General features: G+C 70.8%; 28 protein-coding genes. 12 read left to right on the top strand and 16 right to left on the bottom strand.

Features of this window, described 5'->3' with window-relative positions:
• Positions 1–2: 2 nt before the first annotated feature.
• Together BT98_RS0102010 and BT98_RS25855 are read right to left on the bottom strand one after the other, a co-directional pair.
• Positions 3–1,718: a tetratricopeptide repeat protein gene (locus tag BT98_RS0102010; protein WP_239370978.1), complete on the bottom strand. Its 1,716-nt coding sequence runs from the start codon at positions 1,716–1,718 to the stop codon at positions 3–5.
• 108 nt (positions 1,719–1,826) lie between these two features.
• A complete protein-coding gene (locus tag BT98_RS25855) occupies positions 1,827–2,858 on the bottom strand; it encodes a hypothetical protein (protein ID WP_126281936.1) in 1,032 nt (343 codons plus the stop codon).
• Positions 2,859–3,138: 280 nt separating this feature from the next.
• Here BT98_RS25855 and BT98_RS0102000 point away from each other — a divergent pair, with 280 nt between their 5' ends.
• Complete coding sequence (locus BT98_RS0102000; RefSeq protein WP_115359274.1) at positions 3,139–3,636, top strand: cupin domain-containing protein; 498 nt, start codon at positions 3,139–3,141, stop codon at positions 3,634–3,636.
• A 74-nt stretch (positions 3,637–3,710) separates the two neighbouring features.
• On the opposite strand, the gene BT98_RS0101995 is transcribed toward BT98_RS0102000, so the two are convergent.
• The 5 genes from BT98_RS0101995 to rfaD form a co-directional block, all read right to left on the bottom strand.
• The gene (locus BT98_RS0101995; RefSeq protein ID WP_019459681.1) at positions 3,711–4,478 is read right to left on the bottom strand and encodes a hypothetical protein; all 768 of its coding nucleotides are present in this window, start codon (positions 4,476–4,478) and stop codon (positions 3,711–3,713) included.
• 104 nt (positions 4,479–4,582) lie between these two features.
• Entirely contained in the window at positions 4,583–5,341 is a 759-nt protein-coding gene (gene pgeF / locus BT98_RS0101990; protein ID WP_019459680.1) for a peptidoglycan editing factor PgeF, read from the bottom strand.
• Positions 5,338–6,342, bottom strand: a complete 1,005-nt coding sequence (locus BT98_RS0101985) for a class I SAM-dependent methyltransferase (RefSeq protein ID WP_019459679.1) — start codon at positions 6,340–6,342, stop codon at positions 5,338–5,340. The genes pgeF and BT98_RS0101985 overlap by 4 nt, the downstream gene beginning before the upstream one ends.
• A 1-nt stretch (position 6,343) precedes the next feature.
• Positions 6,344–7,174, bottom strand: coding sequence for a prolipoprotein diacylglyceryl transferase (lgt, locus tag BT98_RS0101980; RefSeq protein WP_019459678.1), 831 nt, complete (start codon positions 7,172–7,174; stop codon positions 6,344–6,346).
• Positions 7,171–8,163: an ADP-glyceromanno-heptose 6-epimerase gene (rfaD, locus tag BT98_RS0101975; protein ID WP_019459677.1), complete on the bottom strand. Its 993-nt coding sequence runs from the start codon at positions 8,161–8,163 to the stop codon at positions 7,171–7,173. The genes lgt and rfaD overlap by 4 nt, the downstream gene beginning before the upstream one ends.
• 162 nt (positions 8,164–8,325) lie before the next feature.
• On the opposite strand from rfaD, the gene BT98_RS26445 reads away from it, so the two are divergent.
• The 5 genes from BT98_RS26445 to BT98_RS0101950 all read left to right on the top strand — a co-directional run bounded on the left by BT98_RS26445 (position 8,326) and on the right by BT98_RS0101950 (position 11,670).
• A complete protein-coding gene (locus tag BT98_RS26445; RefSeq protein WP_079253469.1) occupies positions 8,326–8,850 on the top strand; it encodes an accessory factor UbiK family protein in 525 nt (174 codons plus the stop codon).
• A 188-nt stretch (positions 8,851–9,038) separates the two neighbouring features.
• Positions 9,039–9,545 carry a type III secretion system chaperone family protein gene (locus BT98_RS0101965; RefSeq protein ID WP_019459675.1) on the top strand — a complete coding sequence of 169 codons (507 nt, stop codon included), beginning with the start codon at positions 9,039–9,041 and terminating at the stop codon, positions 9,543–9,545.
• Between the two features lie 19 nt (positions 9,546–9,564).
• Positions 9,565–10,368, top strand: coding sequence for a pyrroline-5-carboxylate reductase (proC, locus tag BT98_RS0101960; RefSeq protein WP_019459674.1), 804 nt, complete (start codon positions 9,565–9,567; stop codon positions 10,366–10,368).
• Between the two features lie 105 nt (positions 10,369–10,473).
• Entirely contained in the window at positions 10,474–11,169 is a 696-nt protein-coding gene (locus BT98_RS0101955; RefSeq protein WP_027297134.1) for a hypothetical protein, read from the top strand.
• Positions 11,170–11,226: 57 nt separating this feature from the next.
• Entirely contained in the window at positions 11,227–11,670 is a 444-nt protein-coding gene (locus BT98_RS0101950) for a phasin family protein (RefSeq protein ID WP_019459672.1), read from the top strand.
• A 90-nt stretch (positions 11,671–11,760) separates the two neighbouring features.
• On the opposite strand, the gene BT98_RS0101945 is transcribed toward BT98_RS0101950, so the two are convergent.
• Positions 11,761–11,952, bottom strand: a complete 192-nt coding sequence (locus tag BT98_RS0101945) for a DUF4169 family protein (protein WP_019459671.1) — start codon at positions 11,950–11,952, stop codon at positions 11,761–11,763.
• Positions 11,953–12,106: 154 nt separating this feature from the next.
• Here BT98_RS0101945 and BT98_RS0101940 point away from each other — a divergent pair, with 154 nt between their 5' ends.
• Entirely contained in the window at positions 12,107–12,772 is a 666-nt protein-coding gene (locus BT98_RS0101940; protein WP_019459670.1) for a dienelactone hydrolase family protein, read from the top strand.
• Positions 12,769–12,930 carry a hypothetical protein gene (locus tag BT98_RS27090; protein WP_019459669.1) on the top strand — a complete coding sequence of 54 codons (162 nt, stop codon included), beginning with the start codon at positions 12,769–12,771 and terminating at the stop codon, positions 12,928–12,930. Before BT98_RS0101940 ends, BT98_RS27090 begins: the two co-directional genes overlap by 4 nt.
• Positions 12,931–13,048: 118 nt before the next feature.
• Here BT98_RS27090 and BT98_RS22885 read toward each other — a convergent pair whose 3' ends face one another.
• The 5 genes from BT98_RS22885 to petA all read right to left on the bottom strand — a co-directional run bounded on the left by BT98_RS22885 (position 13,049) and on the right by petA (position 17,232).
• Complete coding sequence (locus BT98_RS22885) at positions 13,049–13,471, bottom strand: GNAT family N-acetyltransferase (RefSeq protein WP_019459668.1); 423 nt, start codon at positions 13,469–13,471, stop codon at positions 13,049–13,051.
• Positions 13,468–14,358: an S-methyl-5'-thioadenosine phosphorylase gene (locus BT98_RS0101925; RefSeq protein WP_019459667.1), complete on the bottom strand. Its 891-nt coding sequence runs from the start codon at positions 14,356–14,358 to the stop codon at positions 13,468–13,470. Before BT98_RS0101925 ends, BT98_RS22885 begins: the two co-directional genes overlap by 4 nt.
• Before the next feature lie 110 nt (positions 14,359–14,468).
• Positions 14,469–15,257: a cytochrome c1 gene (locus tag BT98_RS0101920; RefSeq protein ID WP_019459666.1), complete on the bottom strand. Its 789-nt coding sequence runs from the start codon at positions 15,255–15,257 to the stop codon at positions 14,469–14,471.
• The gene (locus BT98_RS0101915) at positions 15,257–16,534 is read right to left on the bottom strand and encodes a cytochrome b (protein ID WP_019459665.1); all 1,278 of its coding nucleotides are present in this window, start codon (positions 16,532–16,534) and stop codon (positions 15,257–15,259) included. Before BT98_RS0101915 ends, BT98_RS0101920 begins: the two co-directional genes overlap by 1 nt.
• Positions 16,535–16,593: 59 nt before the next feature.
• On the bottom strand, positions 16,594–17,232 hold the full coding sequence (gene petA, locus BT98_RS0101910; protein WP_019459664.1) for a ubiquinol-cytochrome c reductase iron-sulfur subunit: 639 nt from the start codon (positions 17,230–17,232) through the stop codon (positions 16,594–16,596).
• Between the two features lie 298 nt (positions 17,233–17,530).
• On the opposite strand from petA, the gene hemF reads away from it, so the two are divergent.
• Positions 17,531–18,505 (top strand): oxygen-dependent coproporphyrinogen oxidase, encoded by a 975-nt coding sequence (gene hemF, locus BT98_RS0101905; RefSeq protein WP_019459663.1) that lies wholly within the window; start codon positions 17,531–17,533, stop codon positions 18,503–18,505.
• 70 nt (positions 18,506–18,575) lie between these two features.
• Here hemF and BT98_RS0101900 read toward each other — a convergent pair whose 3' ends face one another.
• The 3 genes from BT98_RS0101900 to BT98_RS0101890 form a co-directional block, all read right to left on the bottom strand.
• Positions 18,576–19,130, bottom strand: a complete 555-nt coding sequence (locus BT98_RS0101900; RefSeq protein WP_019459662.1) for an NADPH-dependent FMN reductase — start codon at positions 19,128–19,130, stop codon at positions 18,576–18,578.
• A gap of 125 nt (positions 19,131–19,255) precedes the next feature.
• Positions 19,256–19,459, bottom strand: a complete 204-nt coding sequence (locus BT98_RS0101895) for a hypothetical protein (RefSeq protein WP_019459661.1) — start codon at positions 19,457–19,459, stop codon at positions 19,256–19,258.
• Between the two features lie 2 nt (positions 19,460–19,461).
• Positions 19,462–19,653 carry a hypothetical protein gene (locus tag BT98_RS0101890; RefSeq protein ID WP_019459660.1) on the bottom strand — a complete coding sequence of 64 codons (192 nt, stop codon included), beginning with the start codon at positions 19,651–19,653 and terminating at the stop codon, positions 19,462–19,464.
• Between the two features lie 167 nt (positions 19,654–19,820).
• Here BT98_RS0101890 and BT98_RS0101885 point away from each other — a divergent pair, with 167 nt between their 5' ends.
• The 3 genes from BT98_RS0101885 to BT98_RS0101875 all read left to right on the top strand — a co-directional run bounded on the left by BT98_RS0101885 (position 19,821) and on the right by BT98_RS0101875 (position 23,620).
• Positions 19,821–20,492: a tyrosine-protein phosphatase gene (locus BT98_RS0101885; protein ID WP_019459659.1), complete on the top strand. Its 672-nt coding sequence runs from the start codon at positions 19,821–19,823 to the stop codon at positions 20,490–20,492.
• A 39-nt stretch (positions 20,493–20,531) separates the two neighbouring features.
• Positions 20,532–21,734, top strand: coding sequence for a 5-aminolevulinate synthase (hemA, locus tag BT98_RS0101880; protein WP_019459658.1), 1,203 nt, complete (start codon positions 20,532–20,534; stop codon positions 21,732–21,734).
• A gap of 248 nt (positions 21,735–21,982) precedes the next feature.
• Entirely contained in the window at positions 21,983–23,620 is a 1,638-nt protein-coding gene (locus BT98_RS0101875; protein WP_026032951.1) for an NAD(P)/FAD-dependent oxidoreductase, read from the top strand.
• The last annotated feature ends 34 nt before the right edge of the window (positions 23,621–23,654 follow it).

Below are 23,654 nucleotides of genomic sequence, written 5' to 3'. Positions count from 1 at the left end.
GCTCAGCGCATAGCGGAAGCGGCGGGAGAGGTCTGCAACCCATCCCGCAGCTTGGCGGAAAGCCGGGGCCCGTCCTCGGAAGCCGGGACGAGATCCAGCGCCCGGCGCCACTGGTAGCGCGCCTCCGTCCGCCGGCCGACCGCCCAATAGGCGTCCCCCAGATGCTCGTTGATCGTGGAGTTGCGCGATTCCAGCTCCACCGCCCGCTCCAGCGTCTGCACGGCCTTCGGCAGATCCCCCTGGCGCAGCAGCACCCAGCCCAGGCTGTCGGCGATGTTGCCGTCCTGCGGCCGCAGCGCCGCAGCCCGCTCCAGCATGCGCTTCGCCTCCGGCAGCCGCTCGCCCCGCTCCGCCCAGGAATAGGCGAGGTAGTTCAGGACGCTCGGCTGGTCCGGCGCCAGCGCCAGGGCACGGCGGAAGGAGGCCTCGGCCTCGGTCCAGCGTCCGTCACGCTCCATCGCAATGCCCTGGGCATAGTAGAGCGGCCAGCCGACGGACCCGTCCGCGCGGGCCCGGGCCAGTGCCTCCCCATAGGCCGCCGAGGCCTCGCCGAAGCGCCCCCTCGTGCGGAGCATGTCGCCGAGCTGCGCCACGGGCTGCACGGCCTGGGGATGGCTCTGCGCCAGATGGCGCAGCAGCGCCTCGGCCTCGGCAGTCCGGCCCATGGCATCCAGCAGGGAGGCACGGCGCAGCGCCACCAGCGGCGCCAGCGGATCGCGCTCCGGCACCGTTTCCAGCATCGCCAGGGCGCGGTCGGTATGCTTCTGGTCCGCCAGGGAATCGGCGGCGAGAAGCAGGGCCGGGGCGAAATCCGGCCGCAGGCGCAGCGCCAGGCGCGACAGCATCAGGGCGAGGTCTGGTCCCCCCTGGGAGCGGAGCGCCGCCCCGAAGGCGACCTGGGCCTCCGCCATCCCCTCGGTCGCACTCGCCACCGCGCGACCCTGCAGCGCCTTCTGGCGCAGCGCCGGCGTGACGGCCATGGCGATGTCGTCGTTCCCCCGGGCCATCACGTCGAAGAGCCGCGCGCCCTGCGCCTCCTGACCGGCCCGGGCAAGGATGCCGGCACCGATCTGCGCCAAGCGGAGGTTCGGCTCCTGGGTATCCGCGATCGCCAGGCGCAGGTAGCGCGCGGCATCCTGCGGCTGTCCACCCAGATCGGCGATCATCGCGGCATGCAGCGCGATCACGCCGCGCAGCCGCCCGTCCTCGATGAAGGGCCGCAGCAGCGCCAGGGCCTGCGCGGTGTCGCCCCGCCCCGCCTGGGCCCAGGCGACCAGCAGGGGCTGGAGCAACTGCGCCGAGCCCCGGCGTGGCAGGGTGCGCAACCTCTGCTCGGTGCGGTCCCACCGCCCCGCCTGGGCATCCGCCCCGGCGAGAAGCAGGTTCGCCAGCTGGTCCTCGGGCAGGCGCCGGGCGAGGCGCGTCGCATCGGACTGGCCGTTCATCACCGCGGCGCCGAAAGCCTGTTGCAGCACCTCGATCTGGTCGGGGTCCTGCCGCAGTGCCTCCCCGAGTTGCGCGGCAGCCATGGCACTGTCCGCCTCGGAAGAGGCGAAGCGGCCCGCCAGATAAGGTCCGAAGGCACCGCGGGGCGCATCGCCTGCGGTTCGCGGACCATCGCCCGCCGCGCATCCCGCGAGGAGCGCGGCGGTCAGCAGGACCGCGCGCAGCCCCGGCTCCAGGGAGAATGGCATCATGCAATGCAGCGTAGGCGGCATGGCGAGGCTCTTCCAGAGCAATCGCGATCCGGTGAGCAAATCTTCCGCCTCCGGATCGCGGCCGCCACAGCCCCGTGGAGCAGGCCGCGCGGCGTCTCTCCCGCCGCTTCAGCCCTGGGGAGGCGGCAGGGAATCGTCCTCGGGCAGGAGGAGCGGCGCGGCCATGGAGGCCGCGTCCCCCGCCGGAGCCGGCGGCGCCACGCCGGCCTGCGGCTTGCCGCCGGGCGCCTTCGTGCCGGTCCCGCCGGGAGAGGTGGGCGGCGGCCCGAAGCCGCCGGCATTGTTGATGATGTCGCGCACGCCCTGCGCCGCCTCCTGGCTCACCACATAGGCGACGTCACCCCAAAGCCCGTTCAGCGTCCCCTGCGGGATCTGGTTCATCTGGATGGCTCGCCCGATCTCCTGGCCGTCCTTGCGGGTCACGATCCACTGGATCTCGACCCGCTGCTGCCGGTCGGGAATGGGCACCATGTTCACCCGCCCCTCCAGGCTGAAGAGGGAACCCTCCGCCTGGGGCTGCACCAGGAAGCCCTTGTCGGCCAGGAAATCGGTCATGCGCGTGGTCAAGGCGGCGTCGCCGTCGCCGGGCGCGCCCTTCACGCCGATGAAGCGGAGGCGTGGCGGGCCGTTCGCCACCAGCGTCGCGGGGTCCGCCGCGCGGCGGGCGGCATCGGCGCGCGCCAGCAGCGTGGCCACGGTGCCGGCATCGCTGGTGGCCACGCGTTGCAGCATCTTCGGGTCCTCGCCCGCCCATTCCTCGATCCGCACCGGGTTGCCCCGCGCCTCGACCACGGATTGCGCGTCGGCATTCTCCAGCGTGTAGCGCGGCACGATGGTCTGGCCCTCGCGGCTCGCCACCACCTTCAGCCGCCAGTCGAGCGGCCAGGGCTGGCTCGCCACGGCCGGCACCTCGGCCGCCACCAGCGCATCCGCGAGATCGGAGGCGAAGCGCCTGCTGCCTGCATCGGTCAGCATGGCCGCGTCCGGCGGCGGCACGGCGATCCGGTAGGCAGGCGGCTGCACCAGCTTGGCCGCCATGCCACCCGGCTGCCCGCGATAGGGCTGGGGCAGGTCCCCGCACCCGGCCAGGGGGAGGAGCAGGAGGAGAAGCGCCGCCAGGACGCACCGTTCAGCCGACAACACAGGAGGCCAGCGCGGTCAGGAAGATCAGGAACACGAAGAAGACCATATAAGGCATCGCAGGCCGCTTATCGCGTGCGGCGCTTCCCGTCGAGCATCGGTTTTCGGCGCCCCGGCCTCCCGGCCCTCGTCGCGGAAAACTATTCTCGCCATCGCGGCGGAGGGAGAGGACTGTGCTGGAGAAGCGCGGCAGTTTGAAAAACCCGCCCATTTCACGATGCTGGCGGCGCCCTAAAATGTGTGCCGAGAGATGGATTTCCCTGTGAAGGAGACGCCCGCCATGCCCGACGGCACGATCGCGAAGACCCCTGCCCAGGCCGGCCAGGCCCCGGCCAGCGAAGCCCAGGATTGGCGCAACAACGGCATCAAGGTGGTGAAGGCCGGTGCCCGGAGCTGTGACACGCCGGAAACGCTGGGCATGAACCGCGAGGTCGCGATCAGCGGCAGCCGCAACGGCTCCCAGCATCTCTGGGCCGGAACCAACCTCATCCGGCCGGGCCATCCGACTGGCCCGCATCATCATGGCGCGCTGGAAAGCATCATCTACGTGGTGCGCGGTCATGCGCTGATGCGCTGGGGCAGCCGGCTGGAATTCATCACCGAGGCCAAGGCCGGTGACTTCATGCTGGTGCCGCCCTATCTGCCGCATCAGGAGCTGAACGCCTCCGACACCGAGGACCTGCATTGCGTCCTGGTCCGCTCCGGGACCGAGGAAGTGATCGTGAACCTCGACGACCTCGACATCGTCGACGAGCCCGAGTGGATCCGGCCGGAGTAAGCACCGGCCACGGCGCAATCCCAGGCGGCGGGCTGGACCTCCGGAGCCTTCCCGCCGCTTATCGCTTCTTCGCCTCATCCTCCCGCCGCAGCGCCTCGCGCGGCCGTTCCGCCACTCCGCGGCTCCACCATCCCTCGCGCACCACCACCATCGGCGGCTCGGCCGGCGTTTCCTCCGGGGCGGGTTGTCGCGGAGTCTCCGCCGGTTGGTCCTGGCCGGGTGGCTCCGCTTCCAATGGCGAGGGTGCTTTCGGCGGGCTTCTGGCTGTCATGGATCGGTCCGGCTCCGGTGGCATGGGACATGTTGGTGCCCAGTGTCAGTGCCACCAGGGCCGTGACCAGCAGGACGGAGCAGAGGATCGCCAGGGCCGCCCTGGTTCGCCGCGTCGCCCGGCGCCGGTTGATGGCCCGGTTATTGTCCACCGCCATGGCGTATTGCGCCACCAGCGTCGCACGGAAGCTGGCGAGGGCAGCGGCGGAAGCCTCGGTGGCCTCGCGGCCGGCTGCCCGCTCCTGCTCGCGCAGCGCGCCGGCATAGCGCAGCAGCTCGGTCTCCCGGGACAGGTAGCGGAACTCGGCGGGGGCGATGGACTGGGCCAGGAAAAGCAGGCCCAGCGCCGTCGAGCCGCCGGCCAGGACCAGCAGCCCGATGGCCACGAGGGCGGTGGTTCCCTGCATCGCCAGCAGCCAGTCGCGCGCCTGGGCCAGCCCGGCGAATTGCAGGGCGAAGGTCGCGGCGAAGAAGGGCAGGCTGCGCCAGACATTCTCCTCCGCCTCGATCTCCCGCTTGTAGGAGTCGGCCAGGGTCCTTTCGAGCTGTTCGAGCAAAGGATCGGGGGGCATCCCCCGATCCTAGACCGATTCTAGGAACAAAAGGAGAACTGAATCCTCCTAAGAGGATTTCAGTCCTCACATTTGCCCGATCTCGCGAGGAGGTCGCGCGATCTTCAACCCCGAAGGGCGATGGTCGAGAGCTGGTGCCCTATTGGGCCACCGCCGGCCAGGGTGCGGCGGCGATGGGAGAAGAAGCGGCCGGCATCGGCCTGGGTGTCGGCGTCGATCACCTGCACCAGCCCGGTGCCGGCCCTTTGCAGCCGGGCCGCGATGTAGCCCGCCATGTCGAACTGCCAGTGGCCGTCCCGCGCGCCCGGCTGGAAGAATTCCGGCTGGCCCACCGCCTCGAAGAGATCGCGCCCGACCTCGTAGGAGGCCTGGCGGATGCAGGGGCCCAGCGCGGCCACGACACGCCCGCGCTGGGCCCCGATTCCCTCCATGGCCTCCAGCACCGCCTCGCAGATCCCGGCCACGGCCCCGCGCCAGCCCGCGTGGCAGGCACCGATCACCCCGGCCTCGGCATCGGCGAAGAGCACCGGGCCGCAATCCGCCGTGACGATCCCCAGGGCCAGGCCGGGCCGGTCGGTGACGATCCCATCCGCGCGCGGCCGCGCCGTGTCGGGCCAGGGCTCGCGCGCCACCACCACATCGGGGCCATGGACCTGGTGCAGCCCCACCAGCGCGGCGGGCGGCAGGCCCAGCGCCTCCATGGCCAGGGCGCGGTTCTCCGCCACCCGGGTCGGGTCGTCGGCGCCGGAGAGCGAGCAGTTGAGCGAGGCGAAGGTGCCCTCGGAGACACCGCCCCGCCGGGTGAAGAAGCCATGCGGCAGGCCCGCCAGACCGGCGGCAACGAGGAACTCGGCGGTGCTCATGCGTTCTCGAATCCGGGTGGAATGGGAAAGCCGGGCGGCGTGATGGCCAGGGCCTGGAAGAGCAGGCCCATCGCCTCCTGCGCCGTCAGGCGGTTCGCCGCGGCCAAGTGCGCCTGGGCCTGCCGGGGATTGGCGGCGGCCAGCATGGCGGCGCGCTGCCCCAGGCCCAGGCGGCGCAGGAACATGCCCTGCGGCACCGGTCCATGCGCGGCGGCACCACCAGCCCGGGCCGCGCCGGCCAGGGCCTGGAAATCCACATGCGCGGTCAGGTCGGCAGTGCCGGGGCCGGCCAGGGGAGCGACCGGCTCATGCCGGCGAACGGCCTGGAGGCTGTCGCCACTGCCACCCGCGGTGTGGCCATAGTCGATGAAGAGCGCGGCGCCGCCCTGCCGGGCCAGACGCCCCGCGAGCCATCCGGCGAGGGAAAGGGCGGGAGCGCAGACCTCCCGGACCGTACCGTCCGGCATGCCTTCGGGAAGGTCCGTTACGGGGGGCTCCACGATCTCGCGGAGAAGGAATGCGCCGTCCTGCACCCAGCGCTCCCGCCAGGTGCCGTCCTGCCGCACGAACTGCCGGATCGGCAGCGCATCGAGGAACTCGTTCGCCAGAAGCAGGAGCGGCCCTTCCGGCAGGTCCTCTGCCCGGTCGTGCCATTGCGCGTCCGGCAGCTTCGCCCGCTGCGCCGCCCGGAGCACGGGCGAGGCTTCCACCAGATGCGGCTCGGCCGCCTGGGCGAAAGCGGGCAGCACCTCCCGCACCGCGCGCAGGGCATCGGCCATCAGAGTGCCGCGCCCGGGGCCGAGCTCCGCCAGGAGGATGCGCGGCGGCGCCCCCATCATCTGCCAGCAGACCGCCGCCCAGAGGCCCAGGCACTCGCCGAAGGCCTGGCTGATCTCCGGCGCGGTGATGAAATCGCCGTCGCGGCCCAAGGGGTCGCGGCCGGCGTAGTAGGCGGCCACGGCCCGGGCCATGAAGCGGTCGAGCCGTTCGGCCCCCGCCATGTCAGGCGCCCTCGTGCCGCATGGCGCCCTGGGCGGGGGCGGTCGCGGGCCGGGCCCTCCACATCAGCCAGGCGCCGCAGAGCACCATCGGCAGGGACAGGAGCTGCCCCATGGTGATCCCGGCGAAAAGGAAGCCGAGCTGCGCGTCCGGCTGGCGGAACAGCTCACCGACGATGCGGGCGACGCCGTAGCCGGCCAGGAAGGCGCCGGACACGAAGCCGTACCGGGCCCGCAGCGCCGGGCGGTGGATCAGGACCTGTAGCAGGACGAAGAGAATCACCCCCTCCATGCCCGCCTGATAGAGCTGCGAGGGGTGGCGGGGCTCCGGCCCGCCGGTGGGAAAGATCATGCCCCAGGGAACGTCGGTGACGCGGCCCCAGAGCTCTCCGTTGATGAAGTTGGCGATGCGCCCGAAAAACAGGCCGACCGGCACCACCGAGGTCACGCGGTCGGAGAAGCCGAGGAAGCTCAGCCCCTGCGAGCGGGTGAAGAGGTACAGCGCCAGGATCACGCCCGCCGCGCCGCCATGGAAGGACATGCCGCCCTGCCAGAGGTAGAGCGCCTCCAGCGGATGGTCGATGTAGTGGCCGGGGCGATAGAACAGGACGTAGCCGATGCGGCCGCCGAGCACGATGCCCAGCGTGGCCCAGGTCACGAAATCGTCCACCTGTTCCCGCGTCGCGACCTGCGGCGCCAGTTGCACCAGCCGGCGCACCAGCCCCCAGCCGATCAGGATGCCGGTGATATAGGCCAGGGCGTACCAGCGGATCGCAAAGGGGCCGAGCTGTATGGCGACCGGGTCGAAGGCGGGAAAGAGGATGGCGGGGATCATGCCCGGTTCTGTGGCTCCAGCGGGGACTCGGCCATGAGCTGGCGGACGTAGCGGCCCACGCCGTCCTCCAGCTCCGTGGCCAGGTGGTTGAAGCCGAGTTGCCGCAGCCGGTCCATGCGCGCCTCGGTGAAATACTGGTATTTTCCCTTCAGGTCCTCGGGCATCGGCACGTAGCGGATGTCGGGCTCCCGCCCCATCGCGGCATAGACGGCCAGGACCAGGTCCCGGAAGCTGCGCGCCTTTCCGGAGCCGCAGTTGAACAGGCCGGAGACATGCGGGTGGTCCATCAGCCAGAGCATCGCCGCCACGCAATCGTCCACATGCACGAAGTCGCGCATCTGCCCACCATCGGCGATGCCCTCCCGATCCGAGGCGAAAAGGGTCGCGGCCTCACCCCCGGCGATCTGGCGGAACTTGTGCAACACCACCGAAGCCATGCGGCCCTTGTGCGCCTCGTGGGGGCCATAGACGTTGAAGAACTTCAGCCCGGCCCAGTGCGGCGGGGCGAGGCGATGGCGCGCCAGCAGGTCCACCACCCGCCGGTCGGTGGCGTGCTTGGACCAGCCATAGAGGTTGAGCGGCCGCAGCTTCGCCAGGGCCTCCGGCGCCATGTCGTCGTCGAAGCCGGCGGACCCATCGCCATAGGTGGCGGCGGAGGAGGCATAGACCAGCGGCACCCGGTATTCGGCGCACCAGTCCCAGAGGCGCAGGGTCAGCGACAGGTTGTTGGCGGCCACCAGGTCGCCGTCCCGCACCGTGGTCGCGCTGATGGCGCCCAGGTGGAAGATGCCCTCCAGCCCGGAGGCGCCGTCCAGCCAGCGGTCCAGATCCTCCGGCGGCACGATCCCGGCGATGGGGTAAGGAGCGATGTTGTGCCACTTCCCGCCATCGCGCAGCCGGTCGCAGACCATGACCTCCTCCCCCCGGGCGCAGAGCGCGGCCAGGAGGTTGGAGCCGATGAAGCCGGCGCCGCCGGTGACAAGGAACATGGCGCTGCCTTTCCGCTCTGGCCGTCCCGGGGAAGCTCCCTTGGGGAGCCCATCGGGTGGCCCGTTGAAGGAAATTGGACGAAGGGGGCGTCCTTCCCCATATGGGGCCCATATGGGCTGCGTGATGGCAGCGCGGACCAGGCCCGGCAAGGGAGACAGATGATGGATCAGGACGGCGGCTTCGGCGGGGCCAATGGCCCCAAAGGTGGGCCCGGTGGCGGCGGCGCCGGTTTCGGGCGCGGCGGCAAGATCTTCGACGACCTCGCGGGCGTGGCGGGCGGAGCCTTCTCCGCCCTGACCGGTCTGCGGAACGAGGCCGAAGCGGTGTTCCGCGCCCAGGCCGAAAGCATGTTGCAGCGCCTGGACCTGGTGCGGCGGGAGGACCTGGACGCCGCCATGGAACTGGCGCGCCGGGCCCGCGAGGAGGCCGAGGGCCTGGCCGCGCGGGTGACCCTGCTGGAGCGGCTGGTGGCCGGCATGGCCCCGGGCGCCCCGGCCGCCTCCGCACCGCAGGAGAAAGCGGGCGCTTCGGTGGCCGACGCCGACACGCTGAAGGGCAGCGGCGGCGCGGGCACCGGCCCCGCCTGGCCGGGACAGGGCGGCACGGCCGGCGCCAGCGAGGCGGAGGCCCAGCCGAAGCCCGACGCGCCGAAGGTCCGGCCCGGCGAGCCCGGCTCGCTCGACTGAGGCCTTTCCCCGGCGGCACGCGGAATGGCGGCGGCGCCACACATCCCCGGTAGCGGATGGTGGCGCCGAAGAAATCCCTTGCCGTGCCGGGGTTATGGCAACGCAATATCAAGCTCTAGGGGCTGGGTCCGCGAGTCTGGACTAGACTCAGTGGTCAGGGCCCAGCCAGGACGGGAAGGAGGTGCCACATGACCGCTCCGCTCGCCCTCGGACGCCGGGAGAAGGCGTCCAATCCCCTCGACGTGATGGAGCAGATCGTCGTCGCCAACGACTGGGCGTTCGACCGTCGCTCCTCCGGCGAAATGGCCGCCGAGGCCCCGGGGAAGTGGTGCGACTACGGGTTGCATTTCGCGTGGTCTTCCGAAATCAGCGCCATGCACTTCACCTGCGCCTTCGACATGAAGGTGCCGCCGGAGGCCCGCGGCAAGCTCTTCGAGCTGCTGGCCCTGGCCAACGAGAAGCTCTGGATCGGTCATTTCGGGATCGAGGGCGACGACGGCACCCCGGTCTTCCGGCACTCGGTGCTGCTGCGCGGCGCCCCCGGTGCCTCGGCGGAAAGCCTGGAGGACATGGTGGACATCGCCCTGACGGAGTGCGAGCGTTTCTTTCCGGCCTTCCAGCTCGTGCTGTGGGGCGGCCGTGGCGCCGAGGATGCGCTGCAGGCCGCCATGCTCGACTGCCTCGGGGAGGCCTGACGCGATGTGAGGAGGTTCCATGAGCGAGGCGCTGCCGCCCGTCCTGCTGGTTGGCTATGGCAAGATGGGGGGGGCGATGCTGACGGGCTGGCTGGCCCGCGGCATCGAAGAGGCCATCGCCGTGGACCCCCATGCTTCCGAGGCTCCGGCCGGGCTTCGCCTGCTGCCGGAGCCCGGCGCCCTGCCGCCGGAATTCCGCCCTGCCGCAGTGGTGCTGGCGGTGAAGCCGCAGATGGCGGCCGAGACCCTGCCCGCCTATGCCCGCTTCGCGAAGGCGGGGGCCGTCTTCGTGTCCATCATGGCCGGCCAGACCGAGGCCGGGATCGAGCGCCTGCTCGGCGGCGAGGCCGCGGTGGTGCGCGCCATGCCCAATACTCCGGCCGCGGTCGGCCAGGGCTTCACCGCCGGTTTCGCCGGGGCGCGGGTGACGGGGGCGCAAAAGACCCTCGCGGATGCCCTGTTGCGCGCCGTGGGCGAGGTCGCCTGGGTGGAGGAGGAAGCGCAGCTCGATGCCGTCACCGCCGTCTCGGGCGGCGGGCCGGCCTATGTCTTCCTGCTGGCGGAGCTCCTGGAGAAGGCGGCGGTCGAGCAGGGCCTGCCCGCCGACCTGGCGCGGCGCATGGCCCGCGCCACCGTCTCCGGTGCGGGCTCCCTGCTGGCGCGGAGCGATGAGGATGCCGCCGTGCTCCGGCGCAACGTGACCAGCCCGAAGGGCACCACGGAACGGGCCCTGGCCGTGCTGATGGCCGAGGATGCCTGGCCTGCCCTGGTGTCCCGCGCCATCGCCGCCGCGACGACACGCTCGCGCGAGCTCTCCGCGTGAGCGGCTGCCTCATGGCCCAGGGGCTTTCGCGGAGGCCTTCACGACTGCACGGGCCGGCATGGCCCGGGCTTGGCGCGCCCGCCACGCAGGACAAATTGTGGTCCCATGCAGAATCCCGCTGACCCCCCCTTCCCGCCCGCCGGCCCCGCCTTCGACGAGGCGCGGGTCCTCGATGCGCTCTGGCAGGTCGTGGCCACGCGCGGCTGGCACGACGTGACCTTCGCCCGCATCGCCGCCGAGAGTGGGGTGGGCCTCGATTCGCTGCGGTCGCGCTATGGCACGCCGATGGCGCTGCTGGCCGCCCATGCCCGCGCCGTTGACCGGCAGGTGCTCTCCACCACCATCCCCGGCCAGGGCGGCTCGGCCCGCGACCGAATCTTCGACCTGCTGATGCGCCGCTTCGACGCGCTGCAGCCGCATCGGGCCGGCATCCTGCGACTCCAGGCCGACCTGCGCCGGCATCCGCTTCTCGCCCTCTCCCTCTCGCCCCTGCTGATGGCCTCCATGGCCTGGACGCTGGAAGGGGCGGAGGTCGATACCTCCGGCGTGCGCGGGCTGATGCGCGTGCAGGGGCTCGCCGGCGTCTGGCTCGCGGCCTCCCGCAGCTGGGCGGACGACAACAGCCTGGATCTGGGGCCGACCATGGCGGCGCTGGACAAGGCGCTGGACCGTGCGGAGCAGATCGCACGCACGCTGCGCCTGGATGACGGCGATCTTTCCGCGGCCGGCCATGGCGGAATCGTTCCGGGCCAGGATGCAGCACCATCGCCACCGGCCGGCACGGACCCTATGCTGGGTTAGCGCGATCCCTGGGCGGACCTGGCTGTCGCGCTCCCTTTCCGAAGGAGGAACCACAACATGGCTAAGTCCCCCACCCCGCCGGGCGATCTGGATCCGTTCCGCGAATCCATGAAGATCTTCTCCGACATGCGCTTTGGCGCCATGCCCGACCTGGAGGGCCTGGCGGCGGCGCAGCGGCGCAACCTGGAAGCCCTTTCCGCCGCGAACCGCGTGGCGCTCGAGGGTGCCCAGGCCGTGGCCAAGCGGCACATGGAGATCATGCAGCAGTCCATGGCCGAGATGACGGACGCCATGCGCTCCGTCACCGAGCAGGGCGACCCGAAGGAGAAGGCCGCGCGGCAGGCGGAGATCCTGAAGGCCACCTATGAGCGGGCGGTCTCCAACATCCGCGAGCTGGCCGACCTGATCCAGAAGTCGAATGGCGAGGCGCTGAACCTGCTCAACCGCCGCTTCACCGAAGCGATGGACGAGGTCAAGTCCATCATGTCCAACAAGGGCTGACAGCAAGCGAAGCCGCCCTTCGATGGGGAAGCGACCGGTCCTGGCATGGAACAGGGCCGGTCATGCGGTCGCGCCGCACCGCGCGCGGCATCATTCCGGACGCCTGGGTTCCTCCCGCCGGACGCCGTCCAGCAGCGCCTCCCGCTTTTCCCGGGCCAGCCGGTCCGCGGCCTTCTGGGCGCCGGTGCGGCCGTGGCGGATGCGGTTCTCCGCAGCCTTCGCCTCCTTTTCCGTCTTGTCCCTGGCCTTCCGGACCTGACGGAGATTCACGACATCGTCCATGACACCAGGTTAATGCATGCGGGGGCGCCGTGGAATCACCCGGGTCCACGACAACCGGGCTCGTGACAGGCGGCCCGAAAGCACGCAAGACTGGCAGTGAATGGCGCCACGCAGCGTGGCACGGGCATCCGGCCCAGCGACAGGACCGCACAGCATGCAGATCGAACTGACCGCCAGGGATGGGCACCGCTTCTCCGCCTACCGCACCGGCCCGGAGGATGCCGCCCGCGGGCTGGTGGTCGTGCAGGAGATCTTCGGGGTCAACGGCCATATGCGCCATGTCAGCGACCATTTCGGCGCACTGGGCTATGCGGTGATCTGCCCGGCGCTGTTCGACCGTGCCGAGCGGGGCGTGGAGCTCGGCTATGCCAAGGAGGACGTCCAGCGCGGCCTGGCCCTGCGCGCACGGATCGCGGAGGACGCCGTTCTGGCCGATATCCAGGCCGCCGCCGATGCCCTGCCGACGGGGGCCCGGCGCGGGATCGTCGGCTATTGCTGGGGCGGCACCATCGCCTGGTGGGGCGCGACACGCATGACAGGCTTCTCGGCCGCGGTGGGCTATTATGGCGGCGGCATCGTGGCGAGCCGCGAAGCGACGCCGAACTGCCCCGTGCAGCTGCATTTCGGGGCGGAGGACCATGGTATCCCGCTCACCGATGTGGAGGCCATCCGGGCCGCGCAGCCCGGGATCGAGGTCTTTGTCTATCCCGACGCGGGCCATGGCTTCGCCTGCGAGGAACGCGCCTCCTTCAGCGCGCCCAATGCCTCGGTGGCGGCGGAGCGCACCCGGATCTTCCTCGACAAGGCCCTGCCCGCATGATCATGCGCTTCGTCCTCTGCTTCGCGCTGCTCGGGCTGCTGGTCTGGATTCCCATGGCCTCCCCGCAAGGCTTCGGCGACGCGCCGGTCCTCATGGTGGGCGTGCTTTTCCTGGCGACGCTGCTGCTCGCCTGGCGGCGGCACCCCACGGACGATTGATGCGGGAGGCGGCGCGGCCGGGGTCTGGCCACCGCGCCTGCTGGTTTCCCCGGGAAGGCACCCCTCGCCCACGGCACATGGCGGAACCGCCGCCGTGCGCCGGGGGCGAGCCGGATCGTCAGCTCAGCACGCGGTGGAAGCGGATCGATGAGTTCTCGAATCCCAGCGCGCGGTAGAAGGCATGGGCGTCGTCGCGGCCCAGCCGCGTGGTCAGCTCCAGCCGCCCGCAGCCCCAGCCCCGGGCGGTGTCCAGGGCGGCATCCACCAGCCTGCGGCCGATGCCGCGCCCACGCGCACCCTCGTCCACCACCAGGCTGGTGATCCGCGCATCGGGGGTCGGACGGTGCAGCATGGGGGACTGGTTCATGGCCATGACGCCCAGCACCTGCCCCCCCTCCTCGGCCACCAGCACGGCCTGTCCGCTTTCCGGCGCGATCAGCCCGGTGATCGCCGTGGGGGTGATCTCGTTGCCGCTGAGCTGGCGCATCAGCGCGACCAGCACCGGGACATCCCCCGGCACCGCGGGCCTCACCGCGATCACGCGACCTTGCCCAGCACGCGCCCGGCCACGGCGTCGAGCTTCGCCATCAGCGCCGGATCGCGCTTCTCCGGCGGGGTCACGAGCGCCATCTCCAGCGCCCGGTCGCAACCATAGGGGCAGGCGCCGCGCGGCGCGCCCAGCGAGGGGATCACCCGCTTCACCAGGGCCCGCGCCTTGTCGGCGTTGCCGTGCATGATCTTGACCACCGCATCGACGGTGACATGGTCATGGTCCGGGTGCCAGCAGTCGAAATCCGTCACCATGGCGACGGTGGCGTAGCAGAGCTCCGCCTCGCGGGCGAGCTTGGCCTCCGGCATGTTGGTCATGCCGATCACGTCGCAGCCCCAGGCGCGGTAGAGCTCGCTTTCCGCCTTGGTGGAGAATTGCGGCCCCTCCATCACGAGATAGGTGCCGCCGCGCTTGTGCGGGATGCCGATCTCCCGCGCCGCCGCCTCCATCGCGTCGCCGAGCCGGGTGCAGACGGGATGCGCCATCGACACATGTGCGACGCAGCCGGTCTCGAAGAAGGTCTTCTTGCGGGCGAAGGAACGGTCGATGAACTGGTCCACGATCACGAAATGCCCGGGCGGCAGGTCGCCGTTCAGGCTGCCCACGGCGGAGACGGACAGGATCTCCGTCACGCCGGCGCGCTTCAGCACGTCGATATTGGCGCGATAGTTCAGCTCGCTCGGCGGCACGCGGTGGCCGCGGCCATGGCGCGGCAGGAAGACGCAGCGCACGCCGTCGAGGCGACCGAAGAGCAGCTCGTCGGAGGGCTCGCCCCAGGGGCTCTCCACCCGGCGCCATTCGCGCTCCACAAGCCCGTCGATGTCGTAGAGGCCGGAGCCTCCGATCACGCCGATCACGGGTTCGATCAGGTCGGACATGCTGCATCCTCTCGGAAACGGGCAACGGCCGCGCAAGGCGGCCGTGAGGGATTCCCGGAACACGGGCTTGCCCCCACCATGCCCGTTTCCCGGCATGGCGGGTATCGCCCTCAGTGCAGGTCGGCCCAGACCCTGCGCTTCACCGCATAGGCGAGCCCGGCCAGGACGACGAGGAAGATCAGGATCTTGATGCCCATGGCGCGGCGGGTTTCCAGGTTGGGCTCGGCGGCCCAGGCCAGGAAGGTGGCGACGTCGCGCGACATCTGGTCCTCGGTCGCCTTGGTGCCGTCCGCGAACTCGACCTGCCCTTCGTTCAGCGGCTTGGGCATGGCGATCATGTGGCCGGGGAAGTACTTGTTGTAGTGCATCCCGTCCGGCAGGTTCACGCCCTCGGGCGGATCGGCATAGCCGACCAGCAGGGCATGGAGGTAGTCCGCCCCGCCTTCCCGCGCCTTGGCGATCACCGAGAGATCCGGCGGCAGGGCGCCGTTGTTGGCGACGCGCGCGGCGTTCTCGTTCGGGAAGGGCGCGCGGAAGCGGTCGCTCGGCCGGCCGGGACGAGGGTTCACCTGGCCGTTGTCGTCCGGCGCGCCGGGCACCTCCACCGAGGCGGCGGCCGCCTGCACCATGGCTTCCGGCAGGCCGATCTGGGTCAGGTTCCGGTAGTAGAGCTGGTGCAGCGAATGGCAGTTGGCGCAGACCTGCATGTAGACCTGCGCCCCCCGCTGCAGCGCCGCGCGGTCGAAGGTCCCGATCGGGCTGCTGAAGGAGAAGCCCGCCTTCGGGATCTCGACCTCGCCTTCGGCCGCCCGGGCCAGCGCCGGGGCAAGCACCGGCCCCAGGGCGAACAGGGATGCCAGGGCGGCGCGCCCGGCCAGAGGCTTGAGGCGACGGATCATCACGCCTTCTCCATTGGCTTGCCCGCGGCCCCGGCCGGCAGCGGCCCGCCGCCCCGCCGCAGCACCGGCCGGCTGATGCTTTCGGGCAGCGGCAGGGGCTTCTCCAGCCGCGACAGCAGCGGCAGGATCACCAGGAAGTAGAGGAAGTAGTAGGCCGTCGCGACGCGGCCGATGGTCACGTAAGGCTCCTCCGGCGGCTTGCCGCCGATCCAGAGCAGCACGAAGAAGCTTACCACCCAGACGAAGAAGAAGGGGCGCGCCAGGGGCCGGAAGCGCATGGAGCGGACCGGCGAGGCATCCAGCCAGGGCAGTATGAAGAGCACCGCGATGGCGCTGAACATCATCAGCACGCCGCCGAGCTTGCTCGGAACCGCGCGCAGGATGGCGTAGAAGGGCAGGAAGTACCATTCGGGCACGATATGCGCCGGCGTCACCAGCGGGTTGGCCGGGATGTAGTTGTCCGGGTGGCCCAGGTAGTTCGGCGCGAAGAAGACCAGCACGGCGAAGACGATGAAGTAGACGACCAGCCCGACGCTGTCCTTGGCCGTGTAGTAGGGGTGGAAGGGGATGGTGTCCTGCGGCCCCTTGGGCTGGATGCCCAGCGGATTGTTCGAGCCCGCGATGTGCAGCGCCGCGATGTGCAGGAAGACCACGCCCACGATCACGAAGGGCAGCAGGTAGTGCAGGGCGAAGAAGCGGTTCAGCGTGGGATTGTCCACGGAGAAGCCGCCCCAGAGCCAGGTCACGATGTGCTCGCCCACCAGCGGGAAGGCCGAGAACAGGTTGGTGATGACGGTGGCGCCCCAGAAGGACATCTGCCCCCAGGGCAGCACGTAGCCCATGAAGGCCGTGGCCATCATCAGCAGGAACAGCACCACGCCCAGGATCCAGAGCAGTTCCCGCGGCGTCTTGTAGGAGCCGTAGTAGAGCCCGCGGTAGATGTGGATATAGACCACGATGAAGAACATCGAGGCGCCGTTGGCATGGGCGTAGCGCAGCAGCCAGCCGTAGTTCACGTCGCGCATGATGCGCTCGACGCTGTCGAAGGCTAGGTTGGCGTTGGGCGTGTAGTTCATCGCCAGGAAGATGCCGCTGGCGATCATGATCACCAGCGTCACCATGGCCATGGCGCCGAAGTTCCAGAGGTAGTTGAAGTTCCGCGGCGTGGGGAAGGAGCCGTATTCCTTCTCCATCATTGTGAAGATCGGCATGCGCTGGTCGATCCACCGCAGCACCGGATTCTTGACGTCGCTCTCGATCAGGCCAGGGGCGGCCATGGGATCCTCCTCAATCCTGGACAGGCGGTGTCGCCGGGTTCGTCCCGGCGTACAGCCCCTCAGCCAATGCGAATCCGGGTGTCGTTGGTGAAGGCATAGGGCGGCACCACCAGATTCGTCGGGGCCGGCCCCTGCCGGATCCGCCCGGCGGTGTCGTAGACGCTGCCGTGGCAGGGGCAGAACCAGCCGCCATAGGCGCCCCGCTCATCCGTCGGCTTCTGCCCGAGCGGCACGCAGCCCAGATGCGTGCAGATGCCGACCACGACCAGCCAGGGCTCCTTGCCCGGCTTGGTGCGGCTCTGGTCCGTCGCCGGGTCCTTCAGCGCCGACATCGGCGTGTCCACCGCGGCCTTCACCTCCTCCGGCGTGCGGTGGCGGATGAAGACCGGCTTGCCGCGCCAGACCACGGTGATGGCTTGGCCCGCCGCCACCGGCCCCAGGTCCACATCCGTGGTGGAAAGGGCCAGCGTATCCGCCGCCGGGTTCATGGAATTGATGAAGGGCCAGGCGATCGCGCCCGCGCCCACCAGGGCGAAGGAGCCGGTGACCAGTGTGAGGAAGTCGCGCCGTCCCGTGGCGTGGCCGTGGGAAGCGCCCCCTTGCGGCGGCAGCCCCGGACGTTCGCTCTGGGTCTTGCCCGATCCCGTCAGTCCGGGAATCGACCCCGATACACCCGCGGTCGCCATCTGCTCGGCCATGCGTCTTGTCGTCCCACGTCGCCAGATCTTGTGCCCCGGCCATCCGGTCCCGTGACACCCGATTCAGCGACATGCCCATTCTGGGACACGCCCACCCCGGAAGGCATGGAAACCAGACAGCCGTTCGTCCTCCCGCCATGCCGGCCCAGGGAGGACCGGGTCCGGCGTCGGACCTTGGGGAGACGCGAAAGGTCGCCATTCCGGCCACCGTTTCCACCCCCTTGTTGCGACCATATAAGTCTGTGGCGCGACGGGTGGCAACGCCACCTGTCGCGCCCGACACATTCGGGGTGCCGAAATGACACAGATCCCGCCTGACAGCCTTCCCGCCGGCACGGCCGGTGGCGGCGCCCGCGACGATGCCCGGGCGGAAGCCCCCGGTGCCGCCCCCGATATCTCCCTGGCGCGCCACCCCCTCGCCGCCCCGGCCCGCGCCTGGTTCGAATCGCTGCGCGACCGGCTCTGCGCGACCTTCGAGGCGATCGAGGACGAGCTCTCCTCCACCCCCCATGCCGGCCTGCCGCCCGGCCGCTTCGAGCGCCGTCCCTGGCAGCGCCCGGAAGGCGGCGGTGGCGTGATGTCGGTGATGCGCGGTCGGGTCTTCGAGAAGGTGGGGGTGAACGTCTCCACCGTCTGGGGCGAGTTCTCGCCGGAATTCCGCCGCTCGATTCCCGGGGCCGAGGAGGACCCGCGCTTCCTGGCCACCGGCGTGTCGCTGGTGGCGCATATGCGTTCCCCCCGCGTGCCGGCGGCGCACATGAACACCCGCTTCATCACCACGACGCGAAGCTGGTTCGGCGGCGGCGGCGACCTGACCCCCATGGTGCCCGAGGCACCCGAGGCGCGGGAGGATGCGGCGGGCTTCCACGCCGCCTTCCACGCCGCCTGCGATCGGCACGATCCGTCCTACTATCCGCGCTTCAAGGCCTGGTGCGACGAGTACTTCTTCCTGCCGCACCGCAACGAGCCGCGCGGGCTGGGCGGGATCTTCTACGACTGGCTGGGGCGGGACGACGCGGAGGACAGGCTGGCGGACCACTTCGCCTTCACCCGCGACGTGGGCGAGGCCTTCCTCGCCGCCTATCCGGCCATCGTGCGGCGCCGGATGCATGAGCCCTGGACGCCGGAGGAACGGGAGAACCAGCTCGTCCGGCGCGGCCGCTACGTGGAGTTCAACCTGATCCACGACCGCGGCACGCTGTTCGGGCTGAAGACGGGCGGCAACACCGAGGCGATCCTGATGTCCCTGCCGCCCGAGGTCCGCTGGCCCTGACCTATTGGCCCTGGCTCACTGGCTCCGACCTTCGGCCCTGAGCCGCCAGCCCCCCGAAGGCCCGGGCCGCCTATTTCAGGCGGCGCGCCAGCTCGGCCAGCTTCTCCAGGTGTTCGCCCAGGAACTTCCGTGTGCCCTCGTCGGTCAGCCGCCCTTCCGCGTCGAACTTGCTGCCGGCGCCGCCGACCAGGACCTCGCCGCCGGGCAGCACGTGGCAGCTCATGATCGAGAGCACCTGCCGGAGCTGATAGTTGGCGAGCGCGGTGCCGAGCACACCGGGTCCGGCGCCGATCACCGAGGCCACCTTGCCGATGGCGGGCGGCGCGGGCGGGCGGGACACCCAGTCCAGCGCGTTCTTGATCACGCCGGAGAAGGAGCGGTTGTATTCCGGCGTGGAGATGAGCAGCGCATCCGCATCCGCCACGGCGAGCCGCAGGGCCTCGACCGGGGCGGGATAGCCCTGGGTCCGGACGTCGTCGTTGTAGAGCGGGATCTCGCCGAGGTCGAAGACCCGCACCGTGACACCCGCAGGTGCCAGTTCCGCGGCCGCATGCAGCAGCGCCGTGTTGTAGGAGCCTTTCCGGAGACTGCCGGACAGGGCCAGGATCTTGAGGGAGTCGCTCATCGGGCCTCTTGGTCAGGAAAATGCAGGCCGGGACGAAGCCCCGACCCGCCGCCCCTGACTTAGGCCCCGCCGACGGCCGCGGAAATGGCGCAGTGCAACAGCGCCATCACCACCCGCTATCGCCGCTATTTCCGGCGCGGATCGGAACTGTGGTGGCGGTCCGCCTCGCCTCCGCCGCCGGATACCTGGCTGCGCGAGGTGCTGGTGGCCTCACCGGGCCGGAGCTCCTCCGCGTGGCGGGTGGAATGGCCGTGGTTGCCGCCCTGATGGCTGCTGCCGGGCCCTCCGCCGGACCGGTCGGCCTCCTCGGTCTTCTTGCTGGTGGACATCCTCACCGGTCCTGCTGATAGCCCTGGTGGGTGGTGTTCTGATGCGTGTTGCCCTGGCGGCCCTGCTGCGCCGGGTCGCGCTGCGTGGCGTTGGCCTTGGCCTCCTTCGGCGAAATCTCGCCTTTTCCGGCGTTGCTGCCACCATGCGGGCTTCGGTTCTCCGGCGGCACGGGAGGGAGATGGGCGTTGCTCATGGCGTCTTCCTTCTTTCCCTTGTTCTGGTCCCGCCCCTCCTAACGCTTCCGGGCCGGGCTCCGTTGCCCCTCGCCGGGCCAGCCCATCACGGCGCATGGTGCCAGCCCTGCCTTTCCGCCCGGGCCTGCCGCTTGTCCTGGCCCGGACGCGACGCCATACCCCTGGCGTGCCGAAAGATCCCTCCACCCCCGCTGGGCGCCGTGCCGCCTGGGCGGACAGCCTCCTGCACGACCACTCCATCCTGCGCATCGGCTGGCGGAACTGGGGCGCGGTCGAACCGGGTCGCCTGTACCGCTCCAACCACCCCCAGCCCTGGCAGCTCGCCCAGGCGGCGCGGCGCTTCGGGCTGCGCTCCGTGGTCAATCTCCGCGGGCAGCGGGTGGAATGCGGCTCCGACGCCCTGTCGCGTGAGGCGGCGCTGCGACTCGGGCTGGCGCATTACGACGCCCCCTTCGAGAGCCGGGGCGCCCCGCACAAGGACCGCATCCTGCGCCTGGCGGAACTCTTCGGGCGGATCGAGGAGCCCGTGCTGATCCACTGCAAGTCCGGCGCCGACCGCACCGGGCTGGCGGCGGGGCTCTGGCTGCTGCTGCAGGGGCGCCCGCCCGAGGAGGCGGTAGCGCAGCTTTCCCTGCGCTGGGGGCATATCTCCGCCAGCAGGACGGGGATTCTCGATGCCTTCTTCCGGCTCTATGCCAGGGCCTGTCGGAGCGGGGCCTCCCCCAAGCCCTTCCTCGACTGGCTGCGCGAGGATTACGACGAGGCCGCGCTTCGCCAGTCCTTCACCTCCCGCCCCTGGGCCGACCGCATCGTGGACGGGCTGTTGCGGCGGGAGTAGGCCACCCCCTTATATCCTCCCGCCTGTCGCGGAGACGCCATGCACCCGTTTCACGATCACTGCCGCCGCGAACTGGCCCAGATGAAGGCCGAAGGGCGCTACCGGACCTTCGCCGACCTCAGCAAGTCGCGCCACGGCTTCCCCCGCTACACCATGCCGGATGGGCGGGAGGTTCTGGTCTGGTCCTCCAACGACTATCTTGGCCTCGGCGGCTCCGACATCCTGGCCGAGGCCGCGAAGCGGGCGGTCGAGGAGCACGGCGTCGGCTCCGGCGGCACGCGCAACATCTCCGGCAACACGCCCTACCATGTCGCGCTGGAGGCCGAGCTGGCCACGCTGCACCGGAAGGAGGCGGCGCTGGTCTTCACTTCCGGCTATGTCGCCAACCAGGCGGCGCTGGGCACCATCCTGGCCAGCATGGGCGGCAACTGGCAGGTCTTCTCCGACGAGAAGAACCACGCCTCCATGATCGCGGGCATGAAGAACGCCCGGAAGGCGATCTGGCGCCACAACGACGTGGCCCATCTGGACGAGCTGCTCGCCCGTGCCGAACCGGGGGTGAACAAGCTGGTCGCCTTCGAATCCGTCTATTCCATGGACGCGGATATCGGCCCGCTAGCGGACATCATCGCCGTTGCCCGCAGGCACGGCGCGCTGACCTATCTCGACGAGGTCCATGCCGTCGGCATGTACGGCGAGCACGGCGCCGGCGTGGCGGAGCGCGACGGGGTGCTGGACGGCATCGACATCGTCCAGGGCACGCTGGGCAAGGCCTTCGGCTGCCATGGCGGCTATGTCGCGGGCGATGCGGCGGTGATCGACTGGCTGCGCTCCTCCGCCTCGGGCTTCATCTTCACCACCTCCATGCCGCCCTGCATCGCCGCCGCCGCCCTGGCCTCCGTCCGCCATGTGAAGGGCGCGACGGCACTGCGGGAACGACACCAGGAACGGGCTGCGCGGCTGAAGGCCGCGTTCCGCGAGGCGGGCGTGGAGCCCATGCCCTCGATGAGCCATATCGTGCCGGTGCGCGTCGGCGACGCCGCCCTGTGCCGCGAGGTCAGCCGCCTGCTGCTGGAGGACCACGGCCTCTATGTGACGCCGATCAACTACCCCACCGTCCCACGTGGAACGGAACGCCTGCGCTTCACCCCCACCCCGCTGCATGGCGATGCGGAAATTGCCCAGGCCGCGCGGGCCGTGGCCCAGGTGCTGCGCCAGCTCCGGGCCGCCTTCGCCGCCTGATCCGGGCGGCGGCTCTCCGCGCCGGGTCGCGCTTCTGATCCGGCGTTGCGCTCTCCCCGAGGCGAGAGGCGCCCCCCCGGCGGCCAGCCACGGGGCACAACGCGGCCAGAGGCAGCCACTCCGGGCGTGGCCGGGGGGCAACGTCCCCGCCGCGCATCGAACGCATGGCGCGGGCGATGTTTCTCCAGCTTGGTGCGCGCGGCGGCGCGACCTATCTCTCCCCGGATGACCCGCATCCTTCCGCCGACATGCTGCGCCTGACCGAGCTTCGCCTGCCCCTGGACCATCCCGAGCCCGCCCTGCGCGCCGCGCTGCTGCGGCGCCTTGGCGTGACGGAGGCGGATCTGCTGGGCTTCACCGTGGCGCGGCGCGGCCATGACGCGCGCAAGAAGTCCCAGATCCTGCTGGTCTATACGCTGGACGTGGAGCTGCGGAACGAGGCCGCGGTGCTGCGCCGCTTCGCCCAGGACCGCAACATCGCCCCGGCGCCCGACACGCGCTACCGCTTCGTGGCACGGGCGCCGGAGGGCTTCGCCAATCGTCCGGTGGTGATCGGCGCCGGCCCCTGCGGGCTGATGGCCGGGCTGGTCCTGGCGCAGATGGGCTTCCGCCCCATCATCCTGGAGCGCGGCAAGGTGGTGCGGGAACGCACCAAGGACACCTGGGCGCTCTGGCGCAAATCGGTGCTGACGCCCGAGAGCAACGTGCAGTTCGGCGAGGGCGGCGCGGGCACCTTCTCCGACGGCAAGCTCTATTCCGGCATCAAGGACCCGCAGAACCTGGGCCGGAAGGTGCTGGAGGAATTCGTGAAGGCCGGGGCGCCGGAGGAGATCCTCTTCGTCTCCAAGCCGCATATCGGCACCTTCCGCCTCGTCACCATGGTGGAAAGCATCCGCGCGACGGTGGAAGCCCTGGGCGGCGAATACCGCTTCGGCGCGCGGGTCGAGGACCTGGAGATCGGGACCGCTCCGGACGGCACGCGCCAGGTCCGCGGCGTGGTGCTCCAGGACGGCGAGCGCATCCGCGCCGACCATGTGGTGCTGGCCCTGGGCCACAGCGCCCGGGACAGCTTCGCCATGCTGCACGAGCGCGGCGTCTACATGGAGCCCAAGCCCTTCTCCCTCGGCGTGCGGATCGAGCATCCGCAGTCGCTGATCGACCGCGCCCGCTTCGGCCCCTTCGCCGGACACAGGACGCTGGGGGCGGCGGACTACAAGCTGGTCCACCACGCCGCCAACGGGCGGGCGGTCTATTCCTTCTGCATGTGCCCCGGCGGCACGGTGGTGGCCGCGACGTCGGAGCCCGGACGCGTCGTGACCAACGGCATGAGCCAGTATTCCCGCGCCGAGCGGAACGCCAATTCCGGCATCGTGGTCAGCATCACCCCGGACGACTATCCGGGTGGGCCGCTGTCCGGCATCGCGTTCCAGCGCCACTGGGAATCCCTGGCCTTCGAGGCGGGCGGCGGCACCTATGCCGCCCCGGCGCAGCGCGTCGGCGATTTCCTGGCCGGACGCCCCTCGACGGAACTCGGCAGCGTCATCCCCTCCTACAAGCCGGGGGTGACGCCCACCGACCTCGCCCTCTGCCTGCCGGATTTCGCCGTGGCGGCGATCCGCGAGGCCCTGCCCGCCTTCGCCCGGCAGATCCCGGGCTTCGCCATGGAGGATGCGGTGATGACGGGGGTGGAGACGCGCACCTCCTCCCCGCTGCGCATCCGCCGCGGCGAGGACCTGCAAAGCCTGAACACGCGCGGCCTGTTCCCGGCCGGCGAGGGCGCGGGCTATGCGGGCGGCATTCTGTCCGCCGGGGTGGACGGCATCCGCATCGCCGAGGCGGTGGGGCGGAGCCTGTTGGGGGCTGTGGAAACGCGGGCCGCCGCCTGAGCCACTGCGACCCGGCCTCTCCACCGGCCCAGGC

The sequence above is a fragment of the Roseomonas mucosa ATCC BAA-692 genome (genome assembly GCF_000622225.1).
GTDB lineage: Bacteria > Pseudomonadota > Alphaproteobacteria > Acetobacterales > Acetobacteraceae > Roseomonas > Roseomonas mucosa.
This window is presented reverse-complemented; position numbering and strand designations above follow the sequence as displayed.